At 72.5% G+C, this 22844-nt stretch carries 21 protein-coding genes; 15 read left to right on the top strand and 6 right to left on the bottom strand.

Features of this window, described 5'->3' with window-relative positions; all coding sequences use genetic code 11:
- The 7 genes from miaA (at window position 1) to hflX (ending at window position 7581) form a co-directional block, all read left to right on the top strand.
- On the top strand, window positions 1-915 hold the full coding sequence (miaA, locus tag AC54T2_RS01315; RefSeq protein WP_489975166.1) for a tRNA (adenosine(37)-N6)-dimethylallyltransferase MiaA: 915 nt from the start codon (window positions 1-3) through the stop codon (window positions 913-915).
- Window positions 916-960: 45 nt separating this feature from the next.
- On the top strand, window positions 961-1479 hold the full coding sequence (locus tag AC54T2_RS01310; protein ID WP_186339152.1) for a dihydrofolate reductase family protein: 519 nt from the start codon (window positions 961-963) through the stop codon (window positions 1477-1479).
- A gap of 82 nt (window positions 1480-1561) precedes the next feature.
- Window positions 1562-3433, top strand: a complete 1872-nt coding sequence (gene ggt, locus AC54T2_RS01305) for a gamma-glutamyltransferase (protein ID WP_496665320.1) — start codon at window positions 1562-1564, stop codon at window positions 3431-3433.
- A 28-nt stretch (window positions 3434-3461) separates the two neighbouring features.
- A complete protein-coding gene (gene dapF / locus AC54T2_RS01300) occupies window positions 3462-4259 on the top strand; it encodes a diaminopimelate epimerase (RefSeq protein ID WP_186339150.1) in 798 nt (265 codons plus the stop codon).
- 64 nt (window positions 4260-4323) lie between these two features.
- Window positions 4324-5100 carry an SDR family oxidoreductase gene (locus tag AC54T2_RS01295; RefSeq protein ID WP_186339149.1) on the top strand — a complete coding sequence of 259 codons (777 nt, stop codon included), beginning with the start codon at window positions 4324-4326 and terminating at the stop codon, window positions 5098-5100.
- A gap of 191 nt (window positions 5101-5291) precedes the next feature.
- Window positions 5292-5978 carry an NYN domain-containing protein gene (locus tag AC54T2_RS01290; RefSeq protein WP_496665319.1) on the top strand — a complete coding sequence of 229 codons (687 nt, stop codon included), beginning with the start codon at window positions 5292-5294 and terminating at the stop codon, window positions 5976-5978.
- A 73-nt stretch (window positions 5979-6051) separates the two neighbouring features.
- Window positions 6052-7581, top strand: coding sequence for a GTPase HflX (gene hflX, locus AC54T2_RS01285; RefSeq protein ID WP_496665318.1), 1530 nt, complete (start codon window positions 6052-6054; stop codon window positions 7579-7581).
- Window positions 7582-7611: 30 nt separating this feature from the next.
- Here hflX and AC54T2_RS01280 read toward each other — a convergent pair whose 3' ends face one another.
- On the bottom strand, window positions 7612-9771 hold the full coding sequence (locus tag AC54T2_RS01280; RefSeq protein ID WP_496665317.1) for a M14 family zinc carboxypeptidase: 2160 nt from the start codon (window positions 9769-9771) through the stop codon (window positions 7612-7614).
- Window positions 9772-9935: 164 nt separating this feature from the next.
- Here AC54T2_RS01280 and secD point away from each other — a divergent pair, with 164 nt between their 5' ends.
- The 3 genes from secD (at window position 9936) to AC54T2_RS01265 (ending at window position 14600) form a co-directional block, all read left to right on the top strand.
- Entirely contained in the window at window positions 9936-12221 is a 2286-nt protein-coding gene (gene secD / locus AC54T2_RS01275; RefSeq protein ID WP_496665316.1) for a protein translocase subunit SecD, read from the top strand.
- 196 nt (window positions 12222-12417) lie between these two features.
- The gene (locus AC54T2_RS01270; RefSeq protein ID WP_260988491.1) at window positions 12418-12549 is read left to right on the top strand and encodes a hypothetical protein; all 132 of its coding nucleotides are present in this window, start codon (window positions 12418-12420) and stop codon (window positions 12547-12549) included.
- Between the two features lie 56 nt (window positions 12550-12605).
- The gene (locus AC54T2_RS01265; RefSeq protein WP_496665315.1) at window positions 12606-14600 is read left to right on the top strand and encodes an ATP-dependent DNA helicase; all 1995 of its coding nucleotides are present in this window, start codon (window positions 12606-12608) and stop codon (window positions 14598-14600) included.
- A 160-nt stretch (window positions 14601-14760) separates the two neighbouring features.
- Here AC54T2_RS01265 and AC54T2_RS01260 read toward each other — a convergent pair whose 3' ends face one another.
- The 4 genes from AC54T2_RS01260 to AC54T2_RS01245 are packed head-to-tail and all read right to left on the bottom strand — an operon-like array spanning window position 14761 to window position 17970.
- Window positions 14761-15492, bottom strand: a complete 732-nt coding sequence (locus AC54T2_RS01260; protein WP_496665314.1) for a sulfotransferase family 2 domain-containing protein — start codon at window positions 15490-15492, stop codon at window positions 14761-14763.
- A gap of 42 nt (window positions 15493-15534) precedes the next feature.
- A complete protein-coding gene (locus AC54T2_RS01255; RefSeq protein WP_496665313.1) occupies window positions 15535-16752 on the bottom strand; it encodes an NAD(P)/FAD-dependent oxidoreductase in 1218 nt (405 codons plus the stop codon).
- A 43-nt stretch (window positions 16753-16795) separates the two neighbouring features.
- Window positions 16796-17155, bottom strand: a complete 360-nt coding sequence (locus AC54T2_RS01250) for a nuclear transport factor 2 family protein (RefSeq protein ID WP_496665312.1) — start codon at window positions 17153-17155, stop codon at window positions 16796-16798.
- The gene (locus tag AC54T2_RS01245; protein ID WP_496665311.1) at window positions 17152-17970 is read right to left on the bottom strand and encodes an NAD(P)-binding domain-containing protein; all 819 of its coding nucleotides are present in this window, start codon (window positions 17968-17970) and stop codon (window positions 17152-17154) included. Before AC54T2_RS01245 ends, AC54T2_RS01250 begins: the two co-directional genes overlap by 4 nt.
- A gap of 82 nt (window positions 17971-18052) precedes the next feature.
- Here AC54T2_RS01245 and AC54T2_RS01240 point away from each other — a divergent pair, with 82 nt between their 5' ends.
- A complete protein-coding gene (locus tag AC54T2_RS01240) occupies window positions 18053-18940 on the top strand; it encodes a LysR family transcriptional regulator (RefSeq protein WP_496665310.1) in 888 nt (295 codons plus the stop codon).
- Window position 18941: 1 nt separating this feature from the next.
- Here the strand turns inward: AC54T2_RS01240 and lexA are convergent, their stop codons facing one another.
- Complete coding sequence (gene lexA / locus AC54T2_RS01235; RefSeq protein ID WP_222129336.1) at window positions 18942-19664, bottom strand: transcriptional repressor LexA; 723 nt, start codon at window positions 19662-19664, stop codon at window positions 18942-18944.
- 128 nt (window positions 19665-19792) lie between these two features.
- Here lexA and AC54T2_RS01230 point away from each other — a divergent pair, with 128 nt between their 5' ends.
- The 4 genes from AC54T2_RS01230 to AC54T2_RS01215 all read left to right on the top strand — a co-directional run bounded on the left by AC54T2_RS01230 (window position 19793) and on the right by AC54T2_RS01215 (window position 22704).
- On the top strand, window positions 19793-20623 hold the full coding sequence (locus AC54T2_RS01230; RefSeq protein WP_496665309.1) for an SDR family oxidoreductase: 831 nt from the start codon (window positions 19793-19795) through the stop codon (window positions 20621-20623).
- Between the two features lie 192 nt (window positions 20624-20815).
- Window positions 20816-21169 carry a LysM peptidoglycan-binding domain-containing protein gene (locus tag AC54T2_RS01225; protein ID WP_186339141.1) on the top strand — a complete coding sequence of 118 codons (354 nt, stop codon included), beginning with the start codon at window positions 20816-20818 and terminating at the stop codon, window positions 21167-21169.
- Window positions 21170-21370: 201 nt separating this feature from the next.
- The gene (locus AC54T2_RS01220) at window positions 21371-21895 is read left to right on the top strand and encodes a hypothetical protein (RefSeq protein WP_496665308.1); all 525 of its coding nucleotides are present in this window, start codon (window positions 21371-21373) and stop codon (window positions 21893-21895) included.
- Between the two features lie 11 nt (window positions 21896-21906).
- Window positions 21907-22704 carry a PKD domain-containing protein gene (locus tag AC54T2_RS01215; protein ID WP_496665307.1) on the top strand — a complete coding sequence of 266 codons (798 nt, stop codon included), beginning with the start codon at window positions 21907-21909 and terminating at the stop codon, window positions 22702-22704.
- The last annotated feature ends 140 nt before the right edge of the window (window positions 22705-22844 follow it).

The following is a 22844-nucleotide window of genomic DNA, read 5'->3' as shown; positions in this document are numbered from 1 at the left end:
ATGCCCCGTCCTGTCGTCGCCGTCGTGGGGGCCACGGCCTCGGGCAAGACCGGGCTCAGCCTCGACCTCGCGGAGAGGCTCGGGGGAGAGGTGGTCAACACCGACGCGATGCAGGTCTACCGCGGGATGGACGTCGGCACCGCCAAGCTGCCCGAGTCGGAGCGGCGCGGCATCCCGCACCACCTGCTCGACCTCTACGAGGTCACCGAGCCGGCGACCGTCGCGCTGTTCCAGGGCTGGGCGCGCGAGGCGATCGCCGAGATCCGCGGTCGCGACGCCACCCCGGTGCTGGTGGGTGGGTCGGCGCTCTACACCCGCGCGATCCTCGACCGCTTCGAGTTCCCCGGCACCGACGACTCGCTGCGCCGCGAGCTCGAGGCCGAGCTCGAGCGCGTGGGCAGCCACGCGCTGCACCAGCGGCTGGCGGGGGTCGACCCGGAGGCGGCCGCGCAGATCCTGCCCGACAACGGGCGCCGCGTCGTACGCGCGCTCGAGGTCGTCGCGCTCACCGGCCGCCCGTTCAGCGCCAGCCTCCCACGGCTGGAGTACGTCGACCCGCTGACGGTGCAGGTGGGCGTCGACATCGACCGGCCGACTCTCGACGAGCGGATCGCCCACCGCGTCGAGGAGATGTTCGCCGGAGGGCTCGTCGAGGAGGTCGAGGCGCTGCTCGAGCGCGGCCTCGCCGAGGCCCGCACCGCCTCACGGGCCATCGGCTACCGGGAGGTGATGGGCTACCTCGCCGGCGACCGCAGCCTCGACCGGGCGATCGAGCAGACGATCGTCGCGACCCGGCGCTTCGCCCGCCGCCAGGACGCCTGGTTCCGCAAGGACCCGCGCATCGTGTGGGTCGCCCACGACGACCCCGACCGCGTCGAGAAGGCGGTCGGGGCGGTCGAGGCCCTGCTGGGCTGAGCTCGCCCGGGGCGCGGTGTCGGCGGGCGGTGCCATGGTGGTCCGATGGCGACCATCTACTACACCGGCTGCACGCTCGACGGCTTCATCGCGGCCGACGACCACTCGCTCGACTGGCTCACCTCGCGCGACATCGACGAGGAGGGGCCGATGGCCTATCCCGGCTTCCGCGAGCGCCTCGGCGCGTGCGTGATGGGGGCGTCGACCTGGCAGTGGATCCTCGACCACGACGACGACCCGTGGGGACCGCTGCCGACGTGGGTGCTGACCCACCGCACCTTCCCGGAGGCGCCGCCGAGCGTCCGCTTCGACCGCGACGACGTGCGTCGTGTGCACGCCGCGATGACCGAGGCCGCCGCCGGCAAGGACCTCTGGGTGGTGGGCGGCGGCGACCTGGTCGGTCAGTTCCACGACGCCGGGCTGCTCGACGAGGTGTGGCTGCAGTACGCCCCGGTGACCCTCGGCGGCGGCGCGCCCGTGCTGCCCCGCCACGTCGAGCTCCGGCTCGAGGAGGTCGGTCGCAACCGCGACTTCCTGTGCGGGCGCTACACCGTCGTGGGCTGACGTCGGCACGCACCCGGTGGGGTGTGGGACAAGCCGCACCGGCGGGGGCAGGGTTGGGGCCAACGACTCCCGAGAGGAACCCATGCCCCACCTCGCTCGTCGCGTCACCGCCACCTTCTCTGCCGCCAGCGGACTGGCGGTCGCCGCGTCGCTCGTCGCCTCGCCGGTGCCCGCGCAGCCGGCGGCCCAGGCGCCCTCCACCGCGCCGGCGCCGACCTCCGAGCTCCGACCGACGGTCAAGGACCCCACGGCCGTCGGCAAGGGCGGCGCGATCAGCACGGTCGACCCCGAGGCGAGCGCGGCCGGGCTCAAGGTGCTCAAGGCGGGCGGCAACGCGGTCGATGCCGCCGTGGCCGCGGCGGCGACGCTCGGCGTGACCGAGCCCTACAGCGCGGGCATCGGCGGCGGCGGCTACTTCGTGCACTACGACGCCAAGTCGGGCAAGGTCCGCACGCTCGACGGTCGCGAGACGGCTCCGCGCAAGATGCCGCAGGACGCCTTCATCGACCCTGCCACGGGCAAGCCCTACACCTTCACCCCCGACCTCGTCACGAGCGGCGCGAGCGTCGGCACCCCCGGCACCCTGGCGACCTGGGACAAGGCCCTCGCCAACTGGGGCACCCTCTCCCTGGCCGAGGCGCTCGCGCCCGCCACCAAGGTCGCGCGCCGCGGCTTCAAGGTCGACGAGACCTTCCGCCAGCAGACCCTCGACAACGAGGTGCGCTTCGCGGCGTTCCGCGACACCAAGAAGCTGTTCCTGCCCAAGGGCGACGCACCCAGGGTCGGCTCGGTGTTCCGCAACCCCGACCTCGCCGACACCTACGACCTGATCGCCCAGCGCGGCCCGAAGGCGTTCTACCGCGGCCGCCTGGCCCGCCTGATGGCCGACGTGGTCCGCAAGCCGCGCACCACCAAGCGCACCGAGCTCCCCGTGCCGGCCGGCTGGCTGACGGCCCGCGACCTGCGCGACTACCAGGTCCGCTCGCAGCGCGCGACCCGCACGACCTACCGCGGCCACGAGGTCTACGGCATGGCGCCGTCGTCCTCCGGCGGCACCACCGTCGGCGAGGCGCTCAACATCCTCGAGCGCTACGACCTCTCCGCGATGACGGCCGAGCAGGCCCTCCACCACTACCTCGAGGCCAGCGCGCTGGCCTTCGCCGACCGCGGCAAGCACGTCGGCGACCCCGCCTACGTCGACGTCCCGGTCAAGCGCCTGCTCGACGACCGGTTCGCCGCCGAGCGTGCCTGCGCGCTCGACCCCGCGAAGGCCGCCACCAAGCCGGTCGCCGCCGGTGACGTGACGTCCTACGACGGCGTGTGCTCGCCGTCGTCGGCCAAGGGCACGACCGACGCCGACACCGAGAACATCTCCACCACCAACCTCACGGTCGCCGACCGGTGGGGCAACGTCGTGGAGTACACCCTCACCATCGAGCAGACCGGCGGCTCGGGCATGGTCGTGCCCGGCCACGGCTTCCTGCTCAACAACGAGCTCACCGACTTCTCGACCGTCTACGACGCCGCCGACCCCAACCGCATCCAGCCCGGCAAGCGCCCGCGGAGCTCGATGTCGCCCACGATCGTGCTCAAGGACGGCAAGCCGTTCCTGGCGCTCGGCTCGCCCGGCGGATCGACGATCATCACGACCGTCCTGCAGATGCTGGTCAACCGGATCGACCTCGGCATGACCATCGAGGAGGCCATCGCCGCGCCGCGCGCCGCCCAGCGCAACACCGCCAGCGTCACGGCCGAGCCGGAGTTCATCGCGGCCTACGGCCCGGCGCTCACGGCCCTGGGCCACACCTTGGCGCCCGCCGGTGACGCGTTCACCAGCGCCGCCGAGATCGGGGCGGCGACGGCGATCGAGTTCGGCTCCGGCAAGCGGATGACGGCGGTCGCCGAGCCCAGCCGTCGCGGCAAGGGGTCGGCCAAGGTGGTCGACCCGCGCTGAGGCTCGTCCCGCCTGCCACACTGGCGGCGTGAGCTACCCCTTCCTCAAGGGACACGGCACCGAGAACGACTTCGTGGTGCTGCCCGACCCCGACGGCACGGTCCACGGCGACGCCGACGGCGAGATGGACGCCGCGCGCGTACGCGCCCTCTGCGACCGTCGCGCCGGCATCGGCGGCGACGGGGTGCTGCGGGCGGTGCGCCGCGACGGCGGGTGGTTCATGGACTACCGCAACGCCGACGGGTCGGTCAGCGAGATGTGCGGCAACGGGGTGCGCGTCTTCGCCCGCTACCTCCACGACGTCGAGGGCGAGCCGTTCCCGATGCGGATCCTCACCCGTGCCGGCGTCAAGGCCGTCGACCGGTCCGGCGACGAGCTGACCGTCGACATGGGCGCCCCCGAGGTGCTGGGGGAGACGAGCGTGTCGGTGATGGGCCGGACGTGGCCCGCGCGTCACGTCTCGATGGGCAACCCCCACGCGGTGGCCTCCGTGGACAACCTGGCCGAGCCGGGCCCGCTCATCGAGCCGCCCGAGCACGACGACGCGGTCTTCCCCGAAGGCGTCAATGTCGAGTTCGTCGTGCGCCGCGGGGAGCACCACGTCACGATGCGCGTCCACGAGCGCGGCTCGGGGGAGACCCGCTCGTGCGGCACCGGCGCCTGTGCGGTGGCGGTCGCCACGGCGCTGGCCGACGATGCCCCGCGCGGCACCACCTACCGCGTCGACGTGCCCGGCGGCACCCTCCACGTCGTGTGGACCGAGGACGACCGCGTGCTGATGACCGGCCCCGCGGTGCTAGTCGCCCGCGGCGAGACCGACCTCTGAGTCGACGCCCGGCCCGTCGCAGCCGCCTCCGGGCCCCGCACCCGACTGGCATAGCATCCGGCGCATGGACATCACCGGATCCTCCGCCATCGTCACCGGCGGCGCGAGCGGCATCGGTGCCGCCGTCGCCCGGGCCCTCGCCGCGCGGGGCGCCGTGGTCGTCGTCGCCGACCTCAACGCCGAGAAGGGCGAGGCGCTCGCCGCGGAGATCGGTGGCGTCTTCGCCCCGGTCGACGTGACCAGGACCGACCAGGTCGCCGCCGCCGTCGAGGCCGCCGCCGAGATCGCCCCGCTGCGCGCGTGCGTCAACTCCGCCGGCATCGGCTGGGCGCAGCGCACCATCGGCCGCGACGGGCTCCTCGAGCAGGCCCACGACCTCGACGCGTTCCGCCGGGTCGTCGAGATCAACCTGATCGGCACCTTCGACATGACCCGCCAGGCCGCGACGGTGATGAGCCGCAACGAGCCCGACGCCGACGGCCAGCGCGGCGCCATCGTCAACCTCGCCTCGGTCGCCGCCTTCGACGGCCAGATCGGCCAGGCGTCCTACTCCGCCTCGAAGGGCGGCGTGGTCGGCATGACGCTCCCGGTCGCCCGCGACCTCTCCGCGGCCGGCATCCGGCTCAACACGGTGGCGCCCGGCCTGATCGACACCCCGATCTACGACGCCTTCCCCGAGCCCGAGGAGTTCAAGGCCAACCTGGGGCGCAACGTGCTCTTCCCCAAGCGCCTGGGTCGGGCCGAGGAGCTCGCCGGCATGGTCGTGGAGTGCCTGACCAACTCCTACATGAACGGCGAGACGATCCGCGTCGACGGCGGCATCCGGATGCCCCCCAAGTGATGCCGGCCCGCTGACCGGGCCGCTGTCCGGCCTCTGACCGGGCCGCTGTCTGGCCCGCTGACCGACCCACTGACGCCCGGCTCCGGCTGGTCCAGACCGACGGCCCCGATTCGGCCGATCGCCGCCGCGGCGGCCCGCGATGGAGGATCGTGCTGGACGGAACGTCCAGGACAGCCTGTGGGGGGCTCACGATGACCAACCTGATCGAGCCGCGCCCGGCGACAGCCGGCGTGGACAGCGACGACAGCGAGCTCGCCTCGCTCGTACGCCGATGGGTGGGCGCGCGCCGTGGAGGCGCACCGCGCTCCGTCCCACCGCCGGCACGCGCGCCCGCCGCGGAGTCGCTGCGTCCCGCCGTCCCGGCCCCGCCCGCGGCGCGGGTCCTCCCGCGCCGGCCCGCCGGGCCCGACCCGGTGCAGGCGCGCCGGCTGGCCGTGCTCATCGACGCGCGCCGCATCCCCGAGGAGGTCGCCGCCGGGCTGCTGCAGCGGCTCGAGGGCCGCGGCTCGGTCACCGTGTGCCGCGCCTACGCCGACTGGAGCCGCTCCGACCTCGGCTCGTGGGTCGAGCACCTGCGCCGCCAGGGGCTGCACTCGTTCCACCAGCTCGCCGACGACGACGACCAGGCCCGGGTGGCGCTGGCCATCGACGCCGTCGACATCGCCCGCGAGTCCGCCGTCGACGAGGTGGTCGTCGCGGGCGACATGACCTCGATGCTCCCCCTGCTCCAGCGCCTGCACGCCGCCGGCGTCAGGGTCGTGGTGGCCGGGCCGCCGCACACGCCCTCCGACGTACGCGCCGCCTGCGACGAGTTCGTCGACGTGGGCACCCTCACCGGGCCGGCTCCCGCCGCCTCGGCCGGGCGGCACCGCGCCTGAGGCCCACCCCGCCGTCAGCCCTGCGCGAAACCGTTCGCGCAGGTGAGGCGGTGCGACCTAGGCTGGACGGCATATGACGAACGCACCTGACTTCAACCTGCGCGACGCGCTCGACGCCACCCGCGCCTGGGACGACGAGACCATCGAGCTCGACGACGAGCTGCTCGCCGACGACGTCGAGTCCGGCTATGCCGACGACGCGTCGTCCGACGCCTGGGACGAGCCCGACCCCGAGGAGCTCACCGTCGGCGCGCAGGAGCTCGCCGAGCGCCACGCGCTGCGCCGCGTGGCCAGCCTGCGCACCGAGCTCGAGGACATCACCGAGGTCGAGTATCGCCAGCTGCGCCTGGAGAAGGTCGTGCTCGTCGGCGTGTGGACCGAGGGCAGCGTCACCGACGCGGAGAACTCCATGGCCGAGCTCGCGGCGCTCGCCGAGACGGCCGGCTCCGAGGTGCTCGAGGCCGTGTTCCAGCGCCGCCAGAAGCCCGACCCCGCCACCTACATCGGCCGCGGCAAGGTCGAGGCGATCCGCGAGATCGTCGAGGCCACCGGCGCCGACACCGTGATCTGCGACGGCGAGCTGGCCCCCAGCCAGCTGCGCAACCTCGAGGACAAGATCAAGGTCAAGGTGGTCGACCGCACCGCCCTGATCCTCGACATCTTCGCCCAGCACGCCAAGAGCAAGGAGGGCCAGGCGCAGGTCGAGCTGGCCCAGCTGCAGTACATGAAGCAGCGCCTGCGCGGCTGGGGCGGCAACCTGTCGCGCCAGGCCGGTGGCCGCGCTGCCGGCGGTGACGGCATCGGCGGCCGCGGCCCCGGTGAGACCAAGATCGAGACCGACCGGCGCCGCATCAACACCAAGATCGCCAAGCTGCGCCGCGAGCTCAAGGAGATGCGCGGCACCCGCGAGGTCAAGCGCCAGTCGCGCCGCCGCAACCACGTGCCCAGCGTCGCGATCGCCGGCTACACCAACGCCGGCAAGTCGTCGCTGCTCAACCGGCTGACCGACGCGGGGGTGCTGGTGGAGGACGCGCTCTTCGCGACCCTCGACCCCACCACGCGGCGTACGACGACCTCCGACGGCCGCATCTACACGATGTCCGACACCGTCGGGTTCGTCCGCCACCTGCCGCACGGCCTGGTCGAGGCGTTCCGCTCGACGCTGGAGGAGGTCGCCGACGCCGACCTGCTGCTCCACGTGGTCGACGGCTCGCACCCCGACCCCGAGGGCCAGATCGCGGCGGTGCGCGAGGTGCTCGCCGAGATCGGGGCGACCAAGGTCCCCGAGATCATCGTGATCAACAAGGCCGACGCGGCCGACCCGCTGGTGATCGGCCGGCTGCGGTCGCGCGAGCCGCACAGCGTCGTGGTGAGCGCCAAGACCGGTGAGGGCATGGAGGAGGCGCTGCGCGCCGTCGAGTCCGAGCTGCCGCGCCCGCAGGTCGAGTTCGACGTGCTGCTGCCCTACGAGCGCGGCGACCTGGTCAACCGGATCCACCAGGAGGCCGAGATCGGCTCGATGGAGCACACCGGTGACGGCACGCTCGTGGTCGGCCGGGCCAACGCCGACCTCGCCGGCGAGCTCGCCGCGTACGCCCGCTGAGCTCGTCAGCGGGCGCACGCGGCGCGGACCTCAGTCCTTGAGCCGGCCGCGTCGGCAGACGTCGCCGACGCCGACGACCTCGCCCCGGTCGACGACGACCTCACGCGTGCCGAGCACGCGGTCGCGACGGTCGGTGCAGGAGACGACCCACGCCTCCTTGACGCCGGTGTCGATCGGCGGGTCGGGGCTCTCGAACGTCACCTGCCCGGTCCAGTCGTGGGCGGCGTCGCCTCCCGCGTAGTTGTCGGCCACGAGGGTGTAGGTGCCCGGCTGCGGGTCGGGGACCCGGATCACCTCGGGGTTGCCGAGCGTCGCGCCCGAGCCCACCGGCGTGCCGTCGGGCCCGATGAGCGTGAAGTCCCAGTCGTAGGCCTCGGCGTCGTCCGACGGCCAGCCGACGGTCACCACCGCATAGCCGTTGTCGGCCGCGGGCAGGCCCTGCACCTCGAACGTCGTGGTCTCGCTGCTGCCGACCGCCGGGACGCCGGCGGGGTTGACGAGCGTGACCGGCGCCTGCGGCGGCGCCTCGGGGTAGCGGCCGTAGCGGCCCGCGACCAGCGGGCGCGTCGACGGGTTGACGTCCAGGACGAACCGGCCGCCGCGGTCGGTGGCGTACTCGGTGACGAGCGTGTCCTCGTAGAGGATGGGCTCGCCGACCGTGCCGTCGATCTGGATCACCGGCGAGGTCGGCGACACGACGTGCTTGGACACCGTGATCGTGCGCCCGGCCGGGGCCGTGCCGCGGATGCGGGAGTGCAGCGCGTCGTCGGCCGCCGCCTCCGCGGCGAGCCAGTAGGCCTCCCGGTTGCCGCCGAGCCCGGCGCTGTCCGCGGGGGCCTGGCCGAGGTACTCCCCGACGACGGCCTCCTCGTAGGCGGGGTGGAAGCCCTCGTCGCCGATCTCGATCGTGTAGCCGAGGCCGCCGGTGATCCAGTAGCTCCAGTCCTCCGTCGAGCCCGAGGTGTCGTAGAGCTGGTACGACGCCTGGCTGGTGTAGGCGTTCTGCGCCGCCATCGCGTCGCCGAGCGCCTTGAGCTCCGGCTCGTCCGGCGCCAGGCCGGTGGCCGCGATGGCCGGCGGGCGGAGCACCAGGTTGCTGTAGGTGTGGTTGGAGATCATGACCGTGACCGAGCGCTTCGAGATCAGCTTGCGCACGGCGTCCGACTCGGGCTCGCTGCCCGGCCCGTCACCGCGGAAGGTGTCGCTCGACCAGGTGGGGCTCGCGCCGCCGCCTCCCCAGAAGCCGGGGTAGTTGCGGTTGAGGTCGGTGCCCCGGAGCCGGCCGGCGGGGTTGTCGTCGCACGTCCCGGTCCGGTACTGCGCGGGCGTGGCCGCCGAGATCGAGCAGTTCTTGCGCTTCATCTCGTAGTCGAAGGTGCTGAAGTCGCCGAGCGGCGCCGCGCCTCGCGAGATCTTGAACCCGTCGACGTTCACGATCGGCACGACGATCACGCGCGAGTCCTCCAGCACGCGGCGGGCCCGGTCGCGGACGTCGCGGTCGCGGGCGTAGTAGGACTGCAGCAGGTCGAAGGCGAACTCCATCGTGTGCTCGGCGCTGGGCCACTCGCGGGCGTGGTGGGCGCCCATGAGGAGGAAGACGGGCTTGCCGTCGCGGACGTCGGTGGCGCCGACGCTGATCTCCAGGCCGCGGATGCGCTCGCCGAGCACCGTCGGGTTCTCGAGGGTGAGCGGCTTGGTGAGCGTGGGGTAGAGCCGGGCGAGCCGGGCCATGTCGCGCTGGTAGTCGTCGTAGGTGCGGTACGACGTCCGGCCGCTGGGCAGGGCCGAGGTCTCGACGCGGGCGTCGTAGGCCCGGTCGGCCTGGCGGTTGGCGCGCGTGAGCGCCTCGAGGTCGTCGACGGTGACCGTCCAGGTGAAGCCCGCGTCGCGCAGCGCCTCGGCGTCCTTGTCGTCGTGCAGGACGACCTCGATGCCCCGCTCGGTGGCGTGCTCGGTGACGTCGAGGCCCAGGGCGATCACCTCGTTGCGATCCTCGACCTCCGGCGCCCGGACCATCACGATCATGGTGGTGTCGTCGGACGCGGTGCGGGCGACCTCCCGGCGCCCGTCGTCGCGATCCGGCGCTCCCGCCCCGCTCGCCACCCCTGCCCCTGCGGCCAACCCTGCTGCCACCAGCGCGCCGACGGCCGCCAGCCGTACGCCACTGGTCGTTCTCCTGCGTGTGGACATGTGCCCTCCCGAGAGCGCGGCCGTGGATCGGCCGCAGTCTGACCACACAACACCCGTGCGGCGACCCCTGTCGAGAGGGCTCGGAACCTTCGTCCGGGGCCGCGCGTTGACCCCTCCGGGCCCTGATTGGGGCGTTCGAAGTCTCGTGGTGGAGGATGTCGCGCATGTCACGAGGTGTCTGGATCCGCTTCATCCTGGTGCTCGGCCTCCTGGCCGGGTGCGCGGCGCTCGCCATCAACGTCAAGCCCAACCTGGGTCTCGACCTCCGGGGCGGCGCGCAGTTCGTCTTCGAGGCGGAGGGCACCGAGCAGACCCCCGCCAACGCCGAGAACGTCGACAAGACGCTGCAGGTCCTCCGCGGGCGCGTCGACGCCCTCGGTGTCGCCGAGTCCACCCTCGTGCGCCAGGGCGACAACCGCATCCTCGTCGAGCTGCCGGGCGTCACCAACGACGAGGAGGCCCAGGAGGCCGAGGAGCGCATCGGCACCACGGCCAAGCTGACGATCCACGAGGTCATCGCGACCGCGCAGCCCGACGCCAAGCCCAGCAAGAAGAAGAACCTCGTCCTGCCCTCCGACCAGGGCGACACGCTCGAGGTCGGTCCGACGGTCATCCAGGGCGAGGAGATCAGCGGCGCCAGCGCCGTGCAGCGCGACCAGAGCGTCGAGTGGGTGGTGGCCATCGACTTCAGCGGCCCCGGCGGGCGCACCTGGGCCGACATCACCGGCAAGGCCGCCTGCAACCCGGCCGGCGACCCCAAGCGCCGCATCGCGATCGTGCTCGACGGCGAGATCATCTCCTCGCCCGAGGTCAACACCGACGTCGGTTGCGACGTCGGCATCCGCGGCGGCTCCACCGACATCACCGGCAACTTCACCTCCACCGAGGCCAAGGACCTGGCCGCGCTGATCGAGGGCGGCGCGCTGCCCCTCGAGCTCAAGGCGATCTCCGACCGCCTCGTCGGACCGTCCCTCGGTGCCGCGGCGATCGACGCCTCGATCGAGGCCGGCATCATCGGCATCGCGCTGACCGGCCTGTTCATCATCTTCGTCTACCGGCTCGTCGGCTTCGCCGCGACGCTCGCGCTGGCGTCGTACGCGCTGCTCGCCTACGCCATGCTCGTCGGGCTCGGCTCGACGCTGACGCTGCCCGGCCTCGCGGGATTCGTGCTCGCCATCGGCATGGCGATCGACGCCAACGTGCTCGTCTTCGAGAGAGCCAGGGAGGAGTACCAGGCCTATCCCTCGGCAGGGCTCAGGCGGGCGCTCCAGGTGGGCTTCAACAAGGCGTGGAGCGCGATCATCGACTCCAACATCACCACGCTCCTCGCCGCGGGCCTGCTGTTCTTCCTCGGCTCGGGCCCGATCAAGGGCTTCGGTGTCACGCTCTCGATCGGTGTCATCGCCTCGATGGTCTCGGCGCTGATCATCGCCCGGGTGCTGTGCGACGTCGCCGTCTCCAACAAGGCCGTCGGGCGTCACCCGGCCGTCAGCGGGCTGGGCTCGGTCGGCAAGGTCCGCGAGTGGCTGGACCGCAAGAACCCCCAGCTGATGAAGCGCCGCAACACCTGGCTCGGCATCTCCGCGGCCGCGCTCGTGCTCGCCGTCACCGGCATCGTCACCCAGGGGCTCAACCTCGGCGTCGAGTTCACCGGCGGCCGGCAGCTCGACTACTCGGTCAGCAAGGACCTCACGGTCGACCAGGCGCGCGAGGCCGTCGCCGAGGCCGGCTTCCCGGAGGCCGTCGTCCAGTCCGCCGACACGGCCGACTTCACCGTCCGCACCGGCTCGATCTCCAACGAGGAGGAGCAGCGGATCGAGGCCGAGCTCGCGAAGGTCGGCGGCACGGTCGACAAGGTCGACGACCAGCAGATCGGCGCCTCGCTCGGTGAGCAGCTGCGCAACAACGCGCTCATCGCCTTCGGCGTCGCGTTCCTCGCCCAGCTGCTCTACCTCGCCATCCGCTTCAAGTGGACCTTCGGCGTCGCGGCGGTGCTCGCGATGGCCCACGACGTGATCCTCGTGGTCGGGCTCTTCGCGTGGCTCCAGAAGCCCATCGACGGCATCTTCCTGGCCGCGGCGATGACCATCGTCGGTCTGTCCGTCAACGACACCGTCGTCGTCTTCGACCGCATCCGAGAACGGTGGTGGGGCTCCAAGCCCGACGACAAGTTCATCGACATCTCCAACAAGGCGGCCGTCGAGACGATCCCCCGCACGGTCAACACCGGCCTCGGCTCGATGTTCATCCTGGCCGCGCTCGTCTTCCTCGGCGGCGACTCGCTGCAGGACTTCGCCATCGCGCTGCTCGTCGGCCTCGTCGTCGGCACCTTCTCCTCCGTCGTGGTCGCCACCCCGCTGCTGACCTACTTCAACGAGAAGTGGCCCATGAGCCGGGTGAAGAAGGAGAAGGTCGAGCGGGCCCGCGAGGACTCCGGCGCGGTCGTCTGACCCGCCGGGCGCCTGGGCGCCTCTCTCCGCTCTTCTCGTACGGTCGGAGTCCCCGCTCGAGCGGGGACTCCGACACTTCGAGGCGGTTGCAACCCCCTCCAGGTGTCGGACTTCCCCTCCAGGTCGAGGGTCGGCGCGCCTGGACGGCCGTCCGGATAACCGGGACCGGCTGGGCGGGACGGCGTACGCTTGCCCCATGTTGTGGATCCTGCTGATCGTCGTCCTGGGCGTGGTCGCCTACCGCTTCCGGTTCAAGATCCTGGCCAAGGTGCTGGGCCAGCCCGAGCGTCGCATCGAGCGTCAGATCGGGCGCAAGAAGAACTACTGAGCGGCTCTGTGGACGGCGTACGACGGAGCGTCGGCGCCGCCACGTAGGGTGCTCTGGTGCCTGAGACCGCCACCGCCCCCGCGCCCGTCAGCGAGGTGCTGAGCACCGCGGTCGCCGCGCTCGGCGGCCAGCAGCGCGACGGGCAGGTGCAGATGGCCACCGAGGTGGCCGAGGCGATGGAGGAGGGCCGCCACCTCCTCGTGCAGGCCGGCACCGGCACCGGCAAGTCGCTGGGCTACCTCGTCCCGGCGATGCTCCACGACAAGCGCGTCGTGGTGGCCACCGCGACCCTCGCCCTCCAGCACCAGCTCGTCGAGCGCGACCTGCCCCGCCTGGTCGAGGCGGTCAAGGACGTGCCCGGGCTCGACACGTCCTACGCGGTGCTCAAGGGGCGCTCCAACTACGCCTGCCTCCACCGCATCCGCGCCGGCGTCCCCGACGACCAGGGCACGCTCGTCGACGTGCCCACCGGCTCGCTGGCCGAGAAGGTGCTCGAGCTGCGCGCGTGGGCGGAGGAGGAGTCGGAGCAGGGCGGCAGCGGCGAGCGCGACAACGCTCCGCGGCACACCGACCGCGAGTGGCGCCAGGTCTCGGTCAACCACCGCGAGTGCCTGGGCGCCAGCAAGTGCCCGTTCGGCGCGGAGTGCTTCGCCGAGCTCGCCCGCGAGAAGGCGCACCGCAGCCACCTGATCGTCACCAACCACTCCCTCCTCGCGATCGATGCGATCGAGGACGTGCCGATGATCCCCGACTACGACACCGTCGTCATCGACGAGGCCCACGAGCTCACCGCGCGGGTGACCCAGGCGGCCACCGACGAGCTCGCGGTGCCCGACATCGAGCGCGCCGCCCGCCGCGCCAGCCGGTGGACCGACTCCGCCGACGGCGACCCGGGCGGCGACCTCGAGGACGCCGCGCAGCAGCTCGCCGAGGCCTTCGAGGCGACGCCCCCCGGCCGCATCGACCAGATGTCGACCCAGCTCTCCGACGCACTGGTGCTCGTCCGCGACGCTGCCCGCGCCTGCCTGTCGGCGTTCCCGCGCGAGTCCGGCGGCGAGGGCGAGGGCGACGCCGGCCGCACCCAGGCCAAGGGCATGGTGCAGGAGGTCTTCGTCAACGCCGAGCGGATGGCCGCCGGCTCGCAGGCCGACGTGCTGTGGCTCGGCGAGGCGCGCGACCGCTTCCCGGCCCGGCTCCACGTCGCCCCGCTCCAGGTCTGGGGCCCGATGCGCGACAAGCTGCTGAGCGACAAGACGGTCGTCTTCACCAGCGCGACCCTGATGCTGGGCGGCGAGTTCGGCGCCGTCGCCACCTCGCTCGGCCTCAAGCCCACCGAGCGCGTCGACTCGCAGGTCGCCCTCGCCGACCCCGACACGGCACTGCCGTGGAAGGGCATCGACGTCGGGTCGCCCTTCGACTACGGCCAGCAGTCCATCCTCTACGTCGCCCGCCACCTGCCCCAGCCCGGACGCGACGGGCTCGGGCCTGCGCAGCTCGACGAGATCTGCGAGCTCGTCGACGCCCTCGACGGCCGCACGCTCGGCCTGTTCTCCTCCCGTCGTGCCGCCGAGACCGCCGCCGAGGCCGTGCGCGCGCGGCTGCCCCACCTCACGACGCTCGCCCAGGGCGACGCCCAGCTGCCCGAGCTCGCCAAGCAGTTCGTCGACGACCCCCACACGATCCTGTTCGGCACGCTGTCGCTGTGGCAGGGCCTCGACGTGCCGGGCGACACCTGCCAGCTGGTGATCATCGACCGCATCCCCTTCCCGCGCCCCGACGACCCGCTCATGTCGGCGCGCCAGCGGGCCGCAGACCAAGCCGGGGGCAACGGCTTCATGCAGGTCGCCGCCACCCACGCCGCGCTGCTCCTCGCGCAGGGCGCCGGGCGGTTGATCCGCACCACGTCCGACCGCGGGGTGGTCGCCGTGCTCGACCCGCGCCTGGAGACCGCGCGCTACGGCCGGTTCCTCAAGGCCTCCCTGCCGCCGATGTGGTCGACCACCGATCCCGCGCTCGTACGGCAGGCGCTCAAGCGGCTCGGGCAGTCCTAGGCCCCTGGTCCCGCTTGTTGCGGTTTGCCGTCAGGACGGTCGGTCGACCCTTGACGCGGGCACCATGTCGGCAGTTCGGCCGGGGACGGGCCACCGTCACGCTCGGCACCGGGGTGCCGGGCATGCGAACTGCCTTCATGGTGGTCGCCGCCCAGGGGGCTCACGCCGGCGGCTCGTAGCCGAACACCTGGTAGTCGCGGGCGTACATCCGCCCGACCAGCTCGCCCAGCTCGGGCGACACCCGCCGGTCGCGGCCACCCGGCGCCGTCTGGTTCTTCGGCGCGGTCGGCACCGCCGGGGCGCCGATGCGCTCGCACACCTCGGCGAAGTCGCGGTCGAACGTCTCGAGCCGGCCGACGAAGTCGACCCGGTTGAGGTCGATCATCCGGCTCTGCAGCGTCAGGTGCTGGTCGGTGCCCGGGACGGCCGCCAGGTCGTGGCCCGCGGTCCAGCGGGCGAACTCCTCGATCGCCTGCATCCGCTCGTGGGTGGCCGGGTCGAAGCCGTAGTAGTTGTGGTCGACGACCTTGTCCTGCCACGCCGAGACGAAGCGGTCGAGCGGGTCACGCACGAAGGCGAAGGTGAAGTAGTCGGCGAAGCTGGCCAGGGGATAGCGCACCCGCATCGCGTGGTCGACGTCCATGCTCACGCCGTGGGTCTCGCAGTGGTGGCGGATCGTGCGGGTGGCGACCTTGGCCACGCGATACCAGACGAACCGGTGGCTGTGGCTGATGGTGAGGTTGTACGCGAGCGGGCTGAGCCACGCGGACGCCTCGGCCGCGCCCGCCAGCCGCTCGACCTCCTCCTGCGCCTCCGGCGTCAACCGCCGCCGGTTGCCCGGGCGGGTGCGGAAGAGCCCCGGAGGGGGAGGGTGGGGGCCGGAGGATGACATCGGCGCGAGGCTACACCGGCGCCGCGCCCTGCCCGGGCGCGCTCAGCCCAGCGGGATGCGCCCGCGCAGCGACTCCGGGTCGGCCACCGGCTGCTTCGCCGTCTCGGCGATCACCTCGCGGGCCCGGTCGACGCTGTCCCAGACGTTCCACAGCAGCACGCCGCGCACCAGCCCGGACCGGAGGTAGTAGACGACGCCGGTGCCGATCTCGCCGTCCTTCCAGTCCTCCACCAGGTCGAGGTCGCTGCTGGTCTCGCCGACGGCCTCGTAGCCGAAGTCCAGGATGTCGGACCAGAAGAAGGGCGTGTAGCCGTACGCCTCGTCGGCGCCCGCCATCGCCCTGCCGGCGTGCTCGCCGGACTTCTCGGCCTGGTCGACGTGCTCGACGCGTCGGCGCCCCAGCAGCGCGTCGGGGTAGGACGCCACGTCGCCGGCGGCGTAGACGTCGGGGTCGCTCGTGCGCAGGTGCTCGTCGACCACGACGCCGTCCTCGACCTCGAGGCCGGCGGACTCGGCGAGGCCGGTGCGCGGCAGCACCCCGACTCCGATGACGGCCGCGTCGGCCGCGACGTCGGTGCCGTCGGCGAGGCGGATGCGGACGCCGCCGTCGTGCTCGGTGCCGCGCTCGATCGAGCCGTGCACGAGCCGCACGCCGCGGTCGGCGAGCGCCTTGGTCACCGTGGCCGCCAGCGCGGTCGGGAACATCTGCTCCTGCACGTCCTCGCGGTCGAGCACGAGCGTCACCTCGACGCCGTTCTGCACCAGGGCGGAGGTGATCTCCGAGCCGATGTAGCCGCCACCGACGACGACGACGTGGCTGCCCTCGGTCGCGATCGTCCGCAGCCGCTGGTAGTCGGCGGCGGTGCGGTAGTAGACGACCCGCGGGCCCGGGTCGACGGGGAGCTGGCGGGGCTCGGCACCGGTGGCCAGCAGCAGCTTGCCGTAGCCGACGGTGCTCCCGTCGGCGAGGCGTACGACATGGGCGCCGGGGTCGATCTCCGTCACGGTCGTGTCGGTGGCGAGGTCGACCGCGTCGTCGTCGTCGAGGTCGCCGGCCAGCGACGCCCCCTCGAGCGTCTCGTCGTCCTTGAGCCAGAGGTCCTTCGACAGCGCCGGTCGGTAGACGGGCTTGTCGGGCTCGGAGCCGATGACGGCGATGCGGCCGCTCTCGTCACGCGAGCGGATGCCCTTCGCGGCGCTCGCCGCAGCGACCCCCGCACCGACGATGACGTAGTCATAGGACTGCTCGAGGTGGCTCATGGAGCCATCGTGCCCGCCGGGCCCTGAGGTGCACCGGTCCGCGTCAGGACGCGTGCCGGTGGTAGACCTTGTTGGCGATCCGCCAGACGCCGTCGACCCGCACCAGGACGAACATGTCGGTGAAGACGGACTCCCCGTGGCGCAGCGTCATGGTCGCCGTGGCGACGGTCCCTTCGACGCACACCTGGTCGACGGTCCTGCTCCGGTCCGCCTCGTCGGGCGCCGGCGTGCCGTCGAACAACGCGCAGTAGTCGTCCATCGACCAGGAGGTGAAGGTGCCCTCACGCAGCCCTTCGACGTGCGCGGTGGGCAGGAACGCGGTGCGGAACCACGACGGGTCCCCCGTAGCGTGCCCGCGGACATAGGCGTGCAGCGGCGCCCGCACGTCGTCGATGCCGGTCACGACGTGGCCGTCCGGGTGGAGGCGGAGAGCGCCACGGCCGACACGTCGTCGGATCCGGTCAACCGACCCGTCGTGACGAGGCGGGAGAGCCGGTCGAGCGGGGCCGAGGGTCCTCCCGCAGCTGCGAGGAGCCCGAGGTCCTTGACGAGCGCGTCGACGGTGAAGTGCGCGGTCTGGTCGGGGCGCTCGAGGCGAGGGCGGAGCGATCCCACGGTGTCGCCGAGCCGCCCGAGGGCCAGCACGTCGAGCGCCGCGGTGAGCGGGAGCCCGAGCGCCGCTGCGCCGGCCAGGCAGTCGCGCACGGAGAGCAGCGCGGCGGCCAGCGACGCGTTGGCGACCAGCTTGGCGGCCGCGGCCTCGCGCGGGGTGGCGAACCGGCTCACGCCGCCCAGCACCGGTGTCAGTGCCTTGACCGCTTCCTCGACGTCGGCAGCCGGTCCGCCCGCCAGGAGGCGCAGGGTGCGGGCCCGGACCGCCGGCACGGAGCCGACGACGGGCGCGTGGACGTATCGGCCGCCCGCCGAGGACACGATCGACGCCAGCGCGTCGGCCTCGTCGACTCCGACCGTGCTCGTGACGACGACCAGTCGCCCGGCGAGGTGCTCGGCGACCTGGGCGAGCACCGCGCGACAGGCAGGCCCGTCGTAGACGGCGAGCACGACCGGCCCCGGGCGCGCCAACGCCTCCGGGGCCGTGCCGGCCGTCCCGCCGCCGCCTCTGCTCCACGACGCGACCCGTGCGCCCGCGGAGGCAAGGGTCTCTGCCATCGCCCGGCCCATCCGCCCGAGCCCCAGCACCACCACGTGTTCGTTCATGCCTACGACCATGGAACCGGCAGCGGCCTGCGACAAGCGGAGGTGTCGCATCGCTCCATGCGGTCTGCGCATACTTCTCTGCATGGCGTTGACGGCGTGGCGGACCTTCGTGGCGGTGTGCGAGGCCGGCTCCTTCACGGCCGCGGCCGACGAGCTCGGCTACACCCAGTCGGCGATCTCGCGCCAGGTGGCGAGCCTGGAGCACGACCTCGGCGAGGCCCTGCTCGAGCGCCTGCCGCGCGGGGTCCGGCCGACGGCCGCAGGGCAAGCGCTGCTGCCGCACGCGCGCCTGCTGGTGGGTGAGGCGGCCCGGGCGAGGGACGCCGTACGTCGCGCCCGCGCTGGCGACGCGGTGCCGCTCACCCTCGGCGCCGTGCCCTCCGCCTCCGTGGACCTCGTGCCCCGCACGCTGCGGTCGCTCCCGGCCGAGGGTCCGCGGGTGGCGCTGCGCTCGGACGGCTCGGCCCGGCTGCACGAGCGGGTGCGCACGGGCGACGTGGACGTCGCGGTGGTCACCGACTATCCACCCGGCCTGCCCACGGACCCCGAGGTGCGACGTACGAGACTGCTCGAGGACGAGATGTGCGTCGTCCTGGCCGCGGGGCACGCCCTGGCCGCCGGCCGCCGGCGCGTGCGGCTCACGTCGTTCGCCGACGAGATCTGGGCCGAGGACCACCCCGGCTCGGGCAGCCTGCTCGAGCGGGCCGCGGGCCGGGTCGGGTTCGAGCCCAGGGTCGAGCTGGTGGCGGGCGACCTGCTCGGCAAGGTGGCACTCGTCGCGGCCGGGCTCGCCGTCGCCCTCGTGCCGGCGATGCTGGTGCCGGGCCTGCCGGCGGGCGTCGCCGTACGCCGTCTGGTCGCGCCACCGACCCGCACCGTCTACGCGCTGAGCCGCGAGCGTCGTCCGCGGCCCGGCGTGCAGGAGCTGACGGCGGCGCTGGTCGCCGCCGCGTCCGGCTCCGCGCGGTAGGTCAGAGGCTGCGCAGGACCGCCGTCACCACGCCGAGGATCGTCGCGTCGTCGCCGGGGATCGGGTCGTAGGCGTCGTTGTGGGGGAGCAGCCACACGTGGCCGTCCTTGCGCTGGAACGTCTTGACGGTCGCCTCGCCGTCGATCAGCGCGGCGACGATCTGGCCGTTGGTGGCGGTCTGCTCCTGGCGGATCACGACGTAGTCGCCGTTGCAGATCGCCGCGTCGACCATCGAGTCGCCGGAGACCTCGAGGAGGAAGAGGGTGCCGTCGCCGACGAGCTGCTTGGGCAGCGGGAAGACGTCGGTGACCTGCTCCTCGGCGAGGATCGGGCCACCGGCGGCGATGCGGCCGACGACCGGGATGTTGATCGCCGTCGGCATCGCGTCGCCGATGCCGGTCTCGTCGATCGAGGTCTCCTCGCCGCTCGACATGCTGCGACGGGCGGCCATCACCTCGGGGAGGAACACCTCGAGGGCGCGGGGACGGTTGGGGTCGCGCTTGAGGAAGCCCTTGCCCTCGAGCACGCGCAGCTGGTGGGCGACGCTCGAGGACGACGTGAGGCCGACGGCCTGGCCGATCTCGCGCATCGACGGCGGGTAGCCCTTGGTCTCGATGGAGTCCTTGATCGTGGCGAGCACCCGCTGCTGGCGCGGGGTCAGGCCGGTGGCGTCCGGGGGTCCGTCGGGCATCTCGATGACGTTCTTGTCGTCCTGCTTGGCCATGCGTCCTCCAGTGCGGTTGCCCCCTCCGTCCACGGCTGGTCAGGGAGGAGCTGGTGCGCCCACCGTAGACCGCCCGGCAGGTCAGGATCAAACACCTGTTCGAAGCCGCGTGTCGCTAGGGTCCCGCCATGACGACACGCTCCTCGCGACCCTCCTCGGCACGCTCCTCGACCGGGACCCCCACCGTGAGCGTCGTGACGGGTGGTGCGCGTGGGATCGGTCGCGGCATCGCCGAGCTGATGATCGCCCGCGGCCACCGGGTCCTGATCGGCGACCTCGACGGCGCCGCGGCGACCGCCACCGCCGACGAGATCGGCGCGGTCGCCGGCCTGGCCCAGGACGTACGCGACCCTGCGTCGCACCGGCTCGTGGCGGAGGAGGCGGCTCGCCACGGCGAGCTGACCGCGTGGTTCAACAACGCCGGCGTCGGCGACGACGGCACGCTCGCCGAGCTGGCGGAGGAGCAGGTGCGCCGCTTGGTCGAGGTCAACCTGCTCGGCACGATGTGGGGCACCCGCGCGGCGCTCGCGGCGTTCGGCCCAGCGGGTGGCGACGTCGTCAACGTGGCCTCGCTCGCGGGCCTCGGCCCGGTGCCGGGATACAGCGTGTACGCGGCCACGAAGGCCGCGGTCGTCTCGCTGTCGACGTCCGTCAACGCCGAGTCGCCGCGCGGGGTGCGGGTCCACGCCCTGTGCCCCGACGGGGTCGACACCGCGATGCTCGCCGCGCAGGACCCCGACGGCCTGGGGTCGCAGCTGGTCTACTCGGGAGGCCCGATCCTGGCCGTGGCGGACGTCGCGGCGGCCGCGGTCGAGCTCGTCGGGTCGAGCCGGGTGGTGCGTGCCGTGCCGGGGTGGCGCGGGGGAGTCGTGCGCGGCTCGGCGCTCGCTCCCGGGCTGATGCAGCACGCGGCCGGGCTCTTCGCCGCGCAGGGCCGGCGCGCCATGAAGCGCCGCTGACGTCTCCACCTGGGGAAGCCCCGAACATTTGTTCGACGAGGTGCTTGCGTCGTTCGAACACGTGCTCTACCGTCGTACACATGTTCGATCGAACGTCTGATCGACCACCGGTGGCCGAGGCCACTGTCGGTGGGCCCGACTAGACATTCGCTCGACAGAGACGACCGGCTGATTCTTCCCCAGGAGGCCACCATGAGCACCCTCAGCCTTTCCCCCGCTTTCGCCCCGGCTGCTGCCCAGCGCCGCTCCACCGTGCGGCTGACCCGCCGTGGCCGGCTCGTGGTCTTCCTGACCTCGCTGTTCCTCGCCCTCGCCGTGGCGTTCGTCCTCGCCGGCGGCGCGGTCGGCACTGGCGAGGCCGGCCAGCCCGCCCCGACCCAGATCGTCCAGGTGGCGCCCGGCGACACCCTGTGGGGGATCGCCAGCGACATCGCCACCGACGGCGACGTCCGCGCGGTGATGACCGAGATCGAGCGGCTCAACGCCCTCGAGTCCGCCGGCCTCGCGGCCGGCCAGAAGCTCCGCGTCCCGGTCGTCTCCGACTGACGCGCGAGGCCTCCATCAGCCGCTTCGACCCCGGCTGGTGGACCAGGGGAAGGCGAGGGGCGGGCCCACGGGCCCGCCCCTCGGCGCATTCCCATCCCGGCCCCGCTGGGGCGTCGTCCACAGGTTTCGTCGCCGGGGTGGTTGCGGGGGCGCGGGAATGGGTAGTTTCAGCGTGCTGATGTCGTTCTCGGGAGGCACTTCATGCACCTGCGCCGCGCACTCGCCCTCACCCTCGCCGTCCCGCTCCTCGTGGCCGGGTGCTCCGACGAACCCGCCCCCGAGCCCCAGATCCCCGATCCCACCAGCTCCTCGCCGACCCCGACACCCACGGAGACCGAGACGGTCGCCGTCGAGAGTCCGGAGGACTTCATTCGGAGGTGGGTTGAGGTGAGCAACTCGATGCAGAACTCGGGCGATACCTCGGAGTACCTCCGCCTGTCGGCCGGGTGCAAAGCCTGCTCGCAGGTGGCCGATCGGGTTCGGAGCGCCTTTGACGCCGGCGGTTTCGTGAGGACCGAGGGTTGGTCCGTTGAAGACGTGGCCGACAAGTCCGGAGGCGATTCACGTCCGGTCTTTGACGTGCGCGTGACATCAGCGCCCACTGTGATCAAAGAGAATGCGAATGCCCGGGAGCAGGAGTATTCGGGCGGGGACCTGGTCTACCGATTCCGTCTCAATGCGACGTCGCCGTGGAGGGTCGTGCGACTCACGCAGGTGCCGTCGTGATCGGTGCTCGGGTGATCTACGTCGTCGTGATCGTGCTGGCCGCGCAGAGCGCCATCTGGTCGCCGACGGCTGCGCAGGCGGATGGGCAAACCTGCTACGAGACAGCCGACCTCTACTCGGTTGAGGTCGTATGCGAGTACACGGGTCAGACCCTCCAAGCGGCGCAAGAGGCCGAGCCGAAGTCGACGTGGCTGGTCTATCAGTTGTGTAAGGACGGAACTTCGGGCGGGGTGGAAGCTTGTTCAAATCCCCGGGCCTGCACGGTCGATGGTCGTACGGGAACGTTGTACGCGGTGTTTCGAGACGGGACTAGGGTGGGCACGGCCTGTTTGACGGCGGACGAGGCGGCGGACGTTGACGACCCTCCAATTCGCACACTTGTGATCCGAGCGTTTGACGAACTGGACTGGTCCCCATCGGCACTGTCGGTCCAGCCGCCGAACGGGAAGACGCTTGTCAACCTGGAGACCAACTTCTTCACCACCAACACGCAAGCGTCAAGCATTCCGGTGCAGTTGCAGGGATCCAACGTGGTCGTCACCGCCAGGCCGGTCGCCTACCGTTGGAACTTCGGCGACGGCACCTCCGAGACGACGACCAGCCCAGGGGCGCCGTACCCAAGTCTCGACGTGGCCCACGTCTACGAGCAGGTCGAACAGGTCGCTGTCAGCGTTGACACCCAGTACGGGGCTGCCAGCTTCACGGTCGACGGCGGCCCCCCTGAGACCATTCCGTCCACCATCTGGGTCACCGGCGCCAGCGAGGACCTCGAGGTCGTCGAGGCACTCCCGCAGCTCGTCCTGCGATGACCCACCGCATGGTCGTGCGGGCGCTGGCGGGTGCCGCAATCGCGATGAGCCTCGCGTCGTGCGGCAGTGCAGCCAAGGAGCCTGCGCCCGTACCTCCCAGGACGAGCGACGGTCCCCAGTCTGGTCATGGGAAGCCACAG

The organism is Nocardioides sp. Z35_8, from assembly GCF_059621125.1.
Note: the sequence above shows the minus strand (reverse complement) of the source record. Positions and strands in the feature narration are given on the sequence as shown.

Excerpts from the sequence above, each read along its gene's own strand:
- miaA (WP_489975166.1), top strand. The coding sequence starts at position 1 with ATGCCCCGTCCTGTCGTCGCCGTCGTGGGGGCCACGGCCTCGGGCAAG.
- AC54T2_RS01310 (WP_186339152.1), top strand. The coding sequence starts at position 961 with ATGGCGACCATCTACTACACCGGCTGCACGCTCGACGGCTTCATCGCG.
- ggt (WP_496665320.1), top strand. The coding sequence starts at position 1,562 with ATGCCCCACCTCGCTCGTCGCGTCACCGCCACCTTCTCTGCCGCCAGC.
- AC54T2_RS01295 (WP_186339149.1), top strand. The coding sequence starts at position 4,324 with ATGGACATCACCGGATCCTCCGCCATCGTCACCGGCGGCGCGAGCGGC.
- AC54T2_RS01290 (WP_496665319.1), top strand. The coding sequence starts at position 5,292 with ATGACCAACCTGATCGAGCCGCGCCCGGCGACAGCCGGCGTGGACAGC.
- hflX (WP_496665318.1), top strand. The coding sequence starts at position 6,052 with ATGACGAACGCACCTGACTTCAACCTGCGCGACGCGCTCGACGCCACC.
- AC54T2_RS01280 (WP_496665317.1), bottom strand. The coding sequence starts at position 9,771 with ATGTCCACACGCAGGAGAACGACCAGTGGCGTACGGCTGGCGGCCGTC.
- secD (WP_496665316.1), top strand. The coding sequence starts at position 9,936 with ATGTCACGAGGTGTCTGGATCCGCTTCATCCTGGTGCTCGGCCTCCTG.
- AC54T2_RS01270 (WP_260988491.1), top strand. The coding sequence starts at position 12,418 with ATGTTGTGGATCCTGCTGATCGTCGTCCTGGGCGTGGTCGCCTACCGC.
- AC54T2_RS01260 (WP_496665314.1), bottom strand. The coding sequence starts at position 15,492 with ATGTCATCCTCCGGCCCCCACCCTCCCCCTCCGGGGCTCTTCCGCACC.
- AC54T2_RS01255 (WP_496665313.1), bottom strand. The coding sequence starts at position 16,752 with ATGAGCCACCTCGAGCAGTCCTATGACTACGTCATCGTCGGTGCGGGG.
- AC54T2_RS01245 (WP_496665311.1), bottom strand. The coding sequence starts at position 17,970 with ATGAACGAACACGTGGTGGTGCTGGGGCTCGGGCGGATGGGCCGGGCG.
- AC54T2_RS01240 (WP_496665310.1), top strand. The coding sequence starts at position 18,053 with ATGGCGTTGACGGCGTGGCGGACCTTCGTGGCGGTGTGCGAGGCCGGC.
- lexA (WP_222129336.1), bottom strand. The coding sequence starts at position 19,664 with ATGGCCAAGCAGGACGACAAGAACGTCATCGAGATGCCCGACGGACCC.
- AC54T2_RS01230 (WP_496665309.1), top strand. The coding sequence starts at position 19,793 with ATGACGACACGCTCCTCGCGACCCTCCTCGGCACGCTCCTCGACCGGG.
- AC54T2_RS01225 (WP_186339141.1), top strand. The coding sequence starts at position 20,816 with ATGAGCACCCTCAGCCTTTCCCCCGCTTTCGCCCCGGCTGCTGCCCAG.
- AC54T2_RS01220 (WP_496665308.1), top strand. The coding sequence starts at position 21,371 with ATGCACCTGCGCCGCGCACTCGCCCTCACCCTCGCCGTCCCGCTCCTC.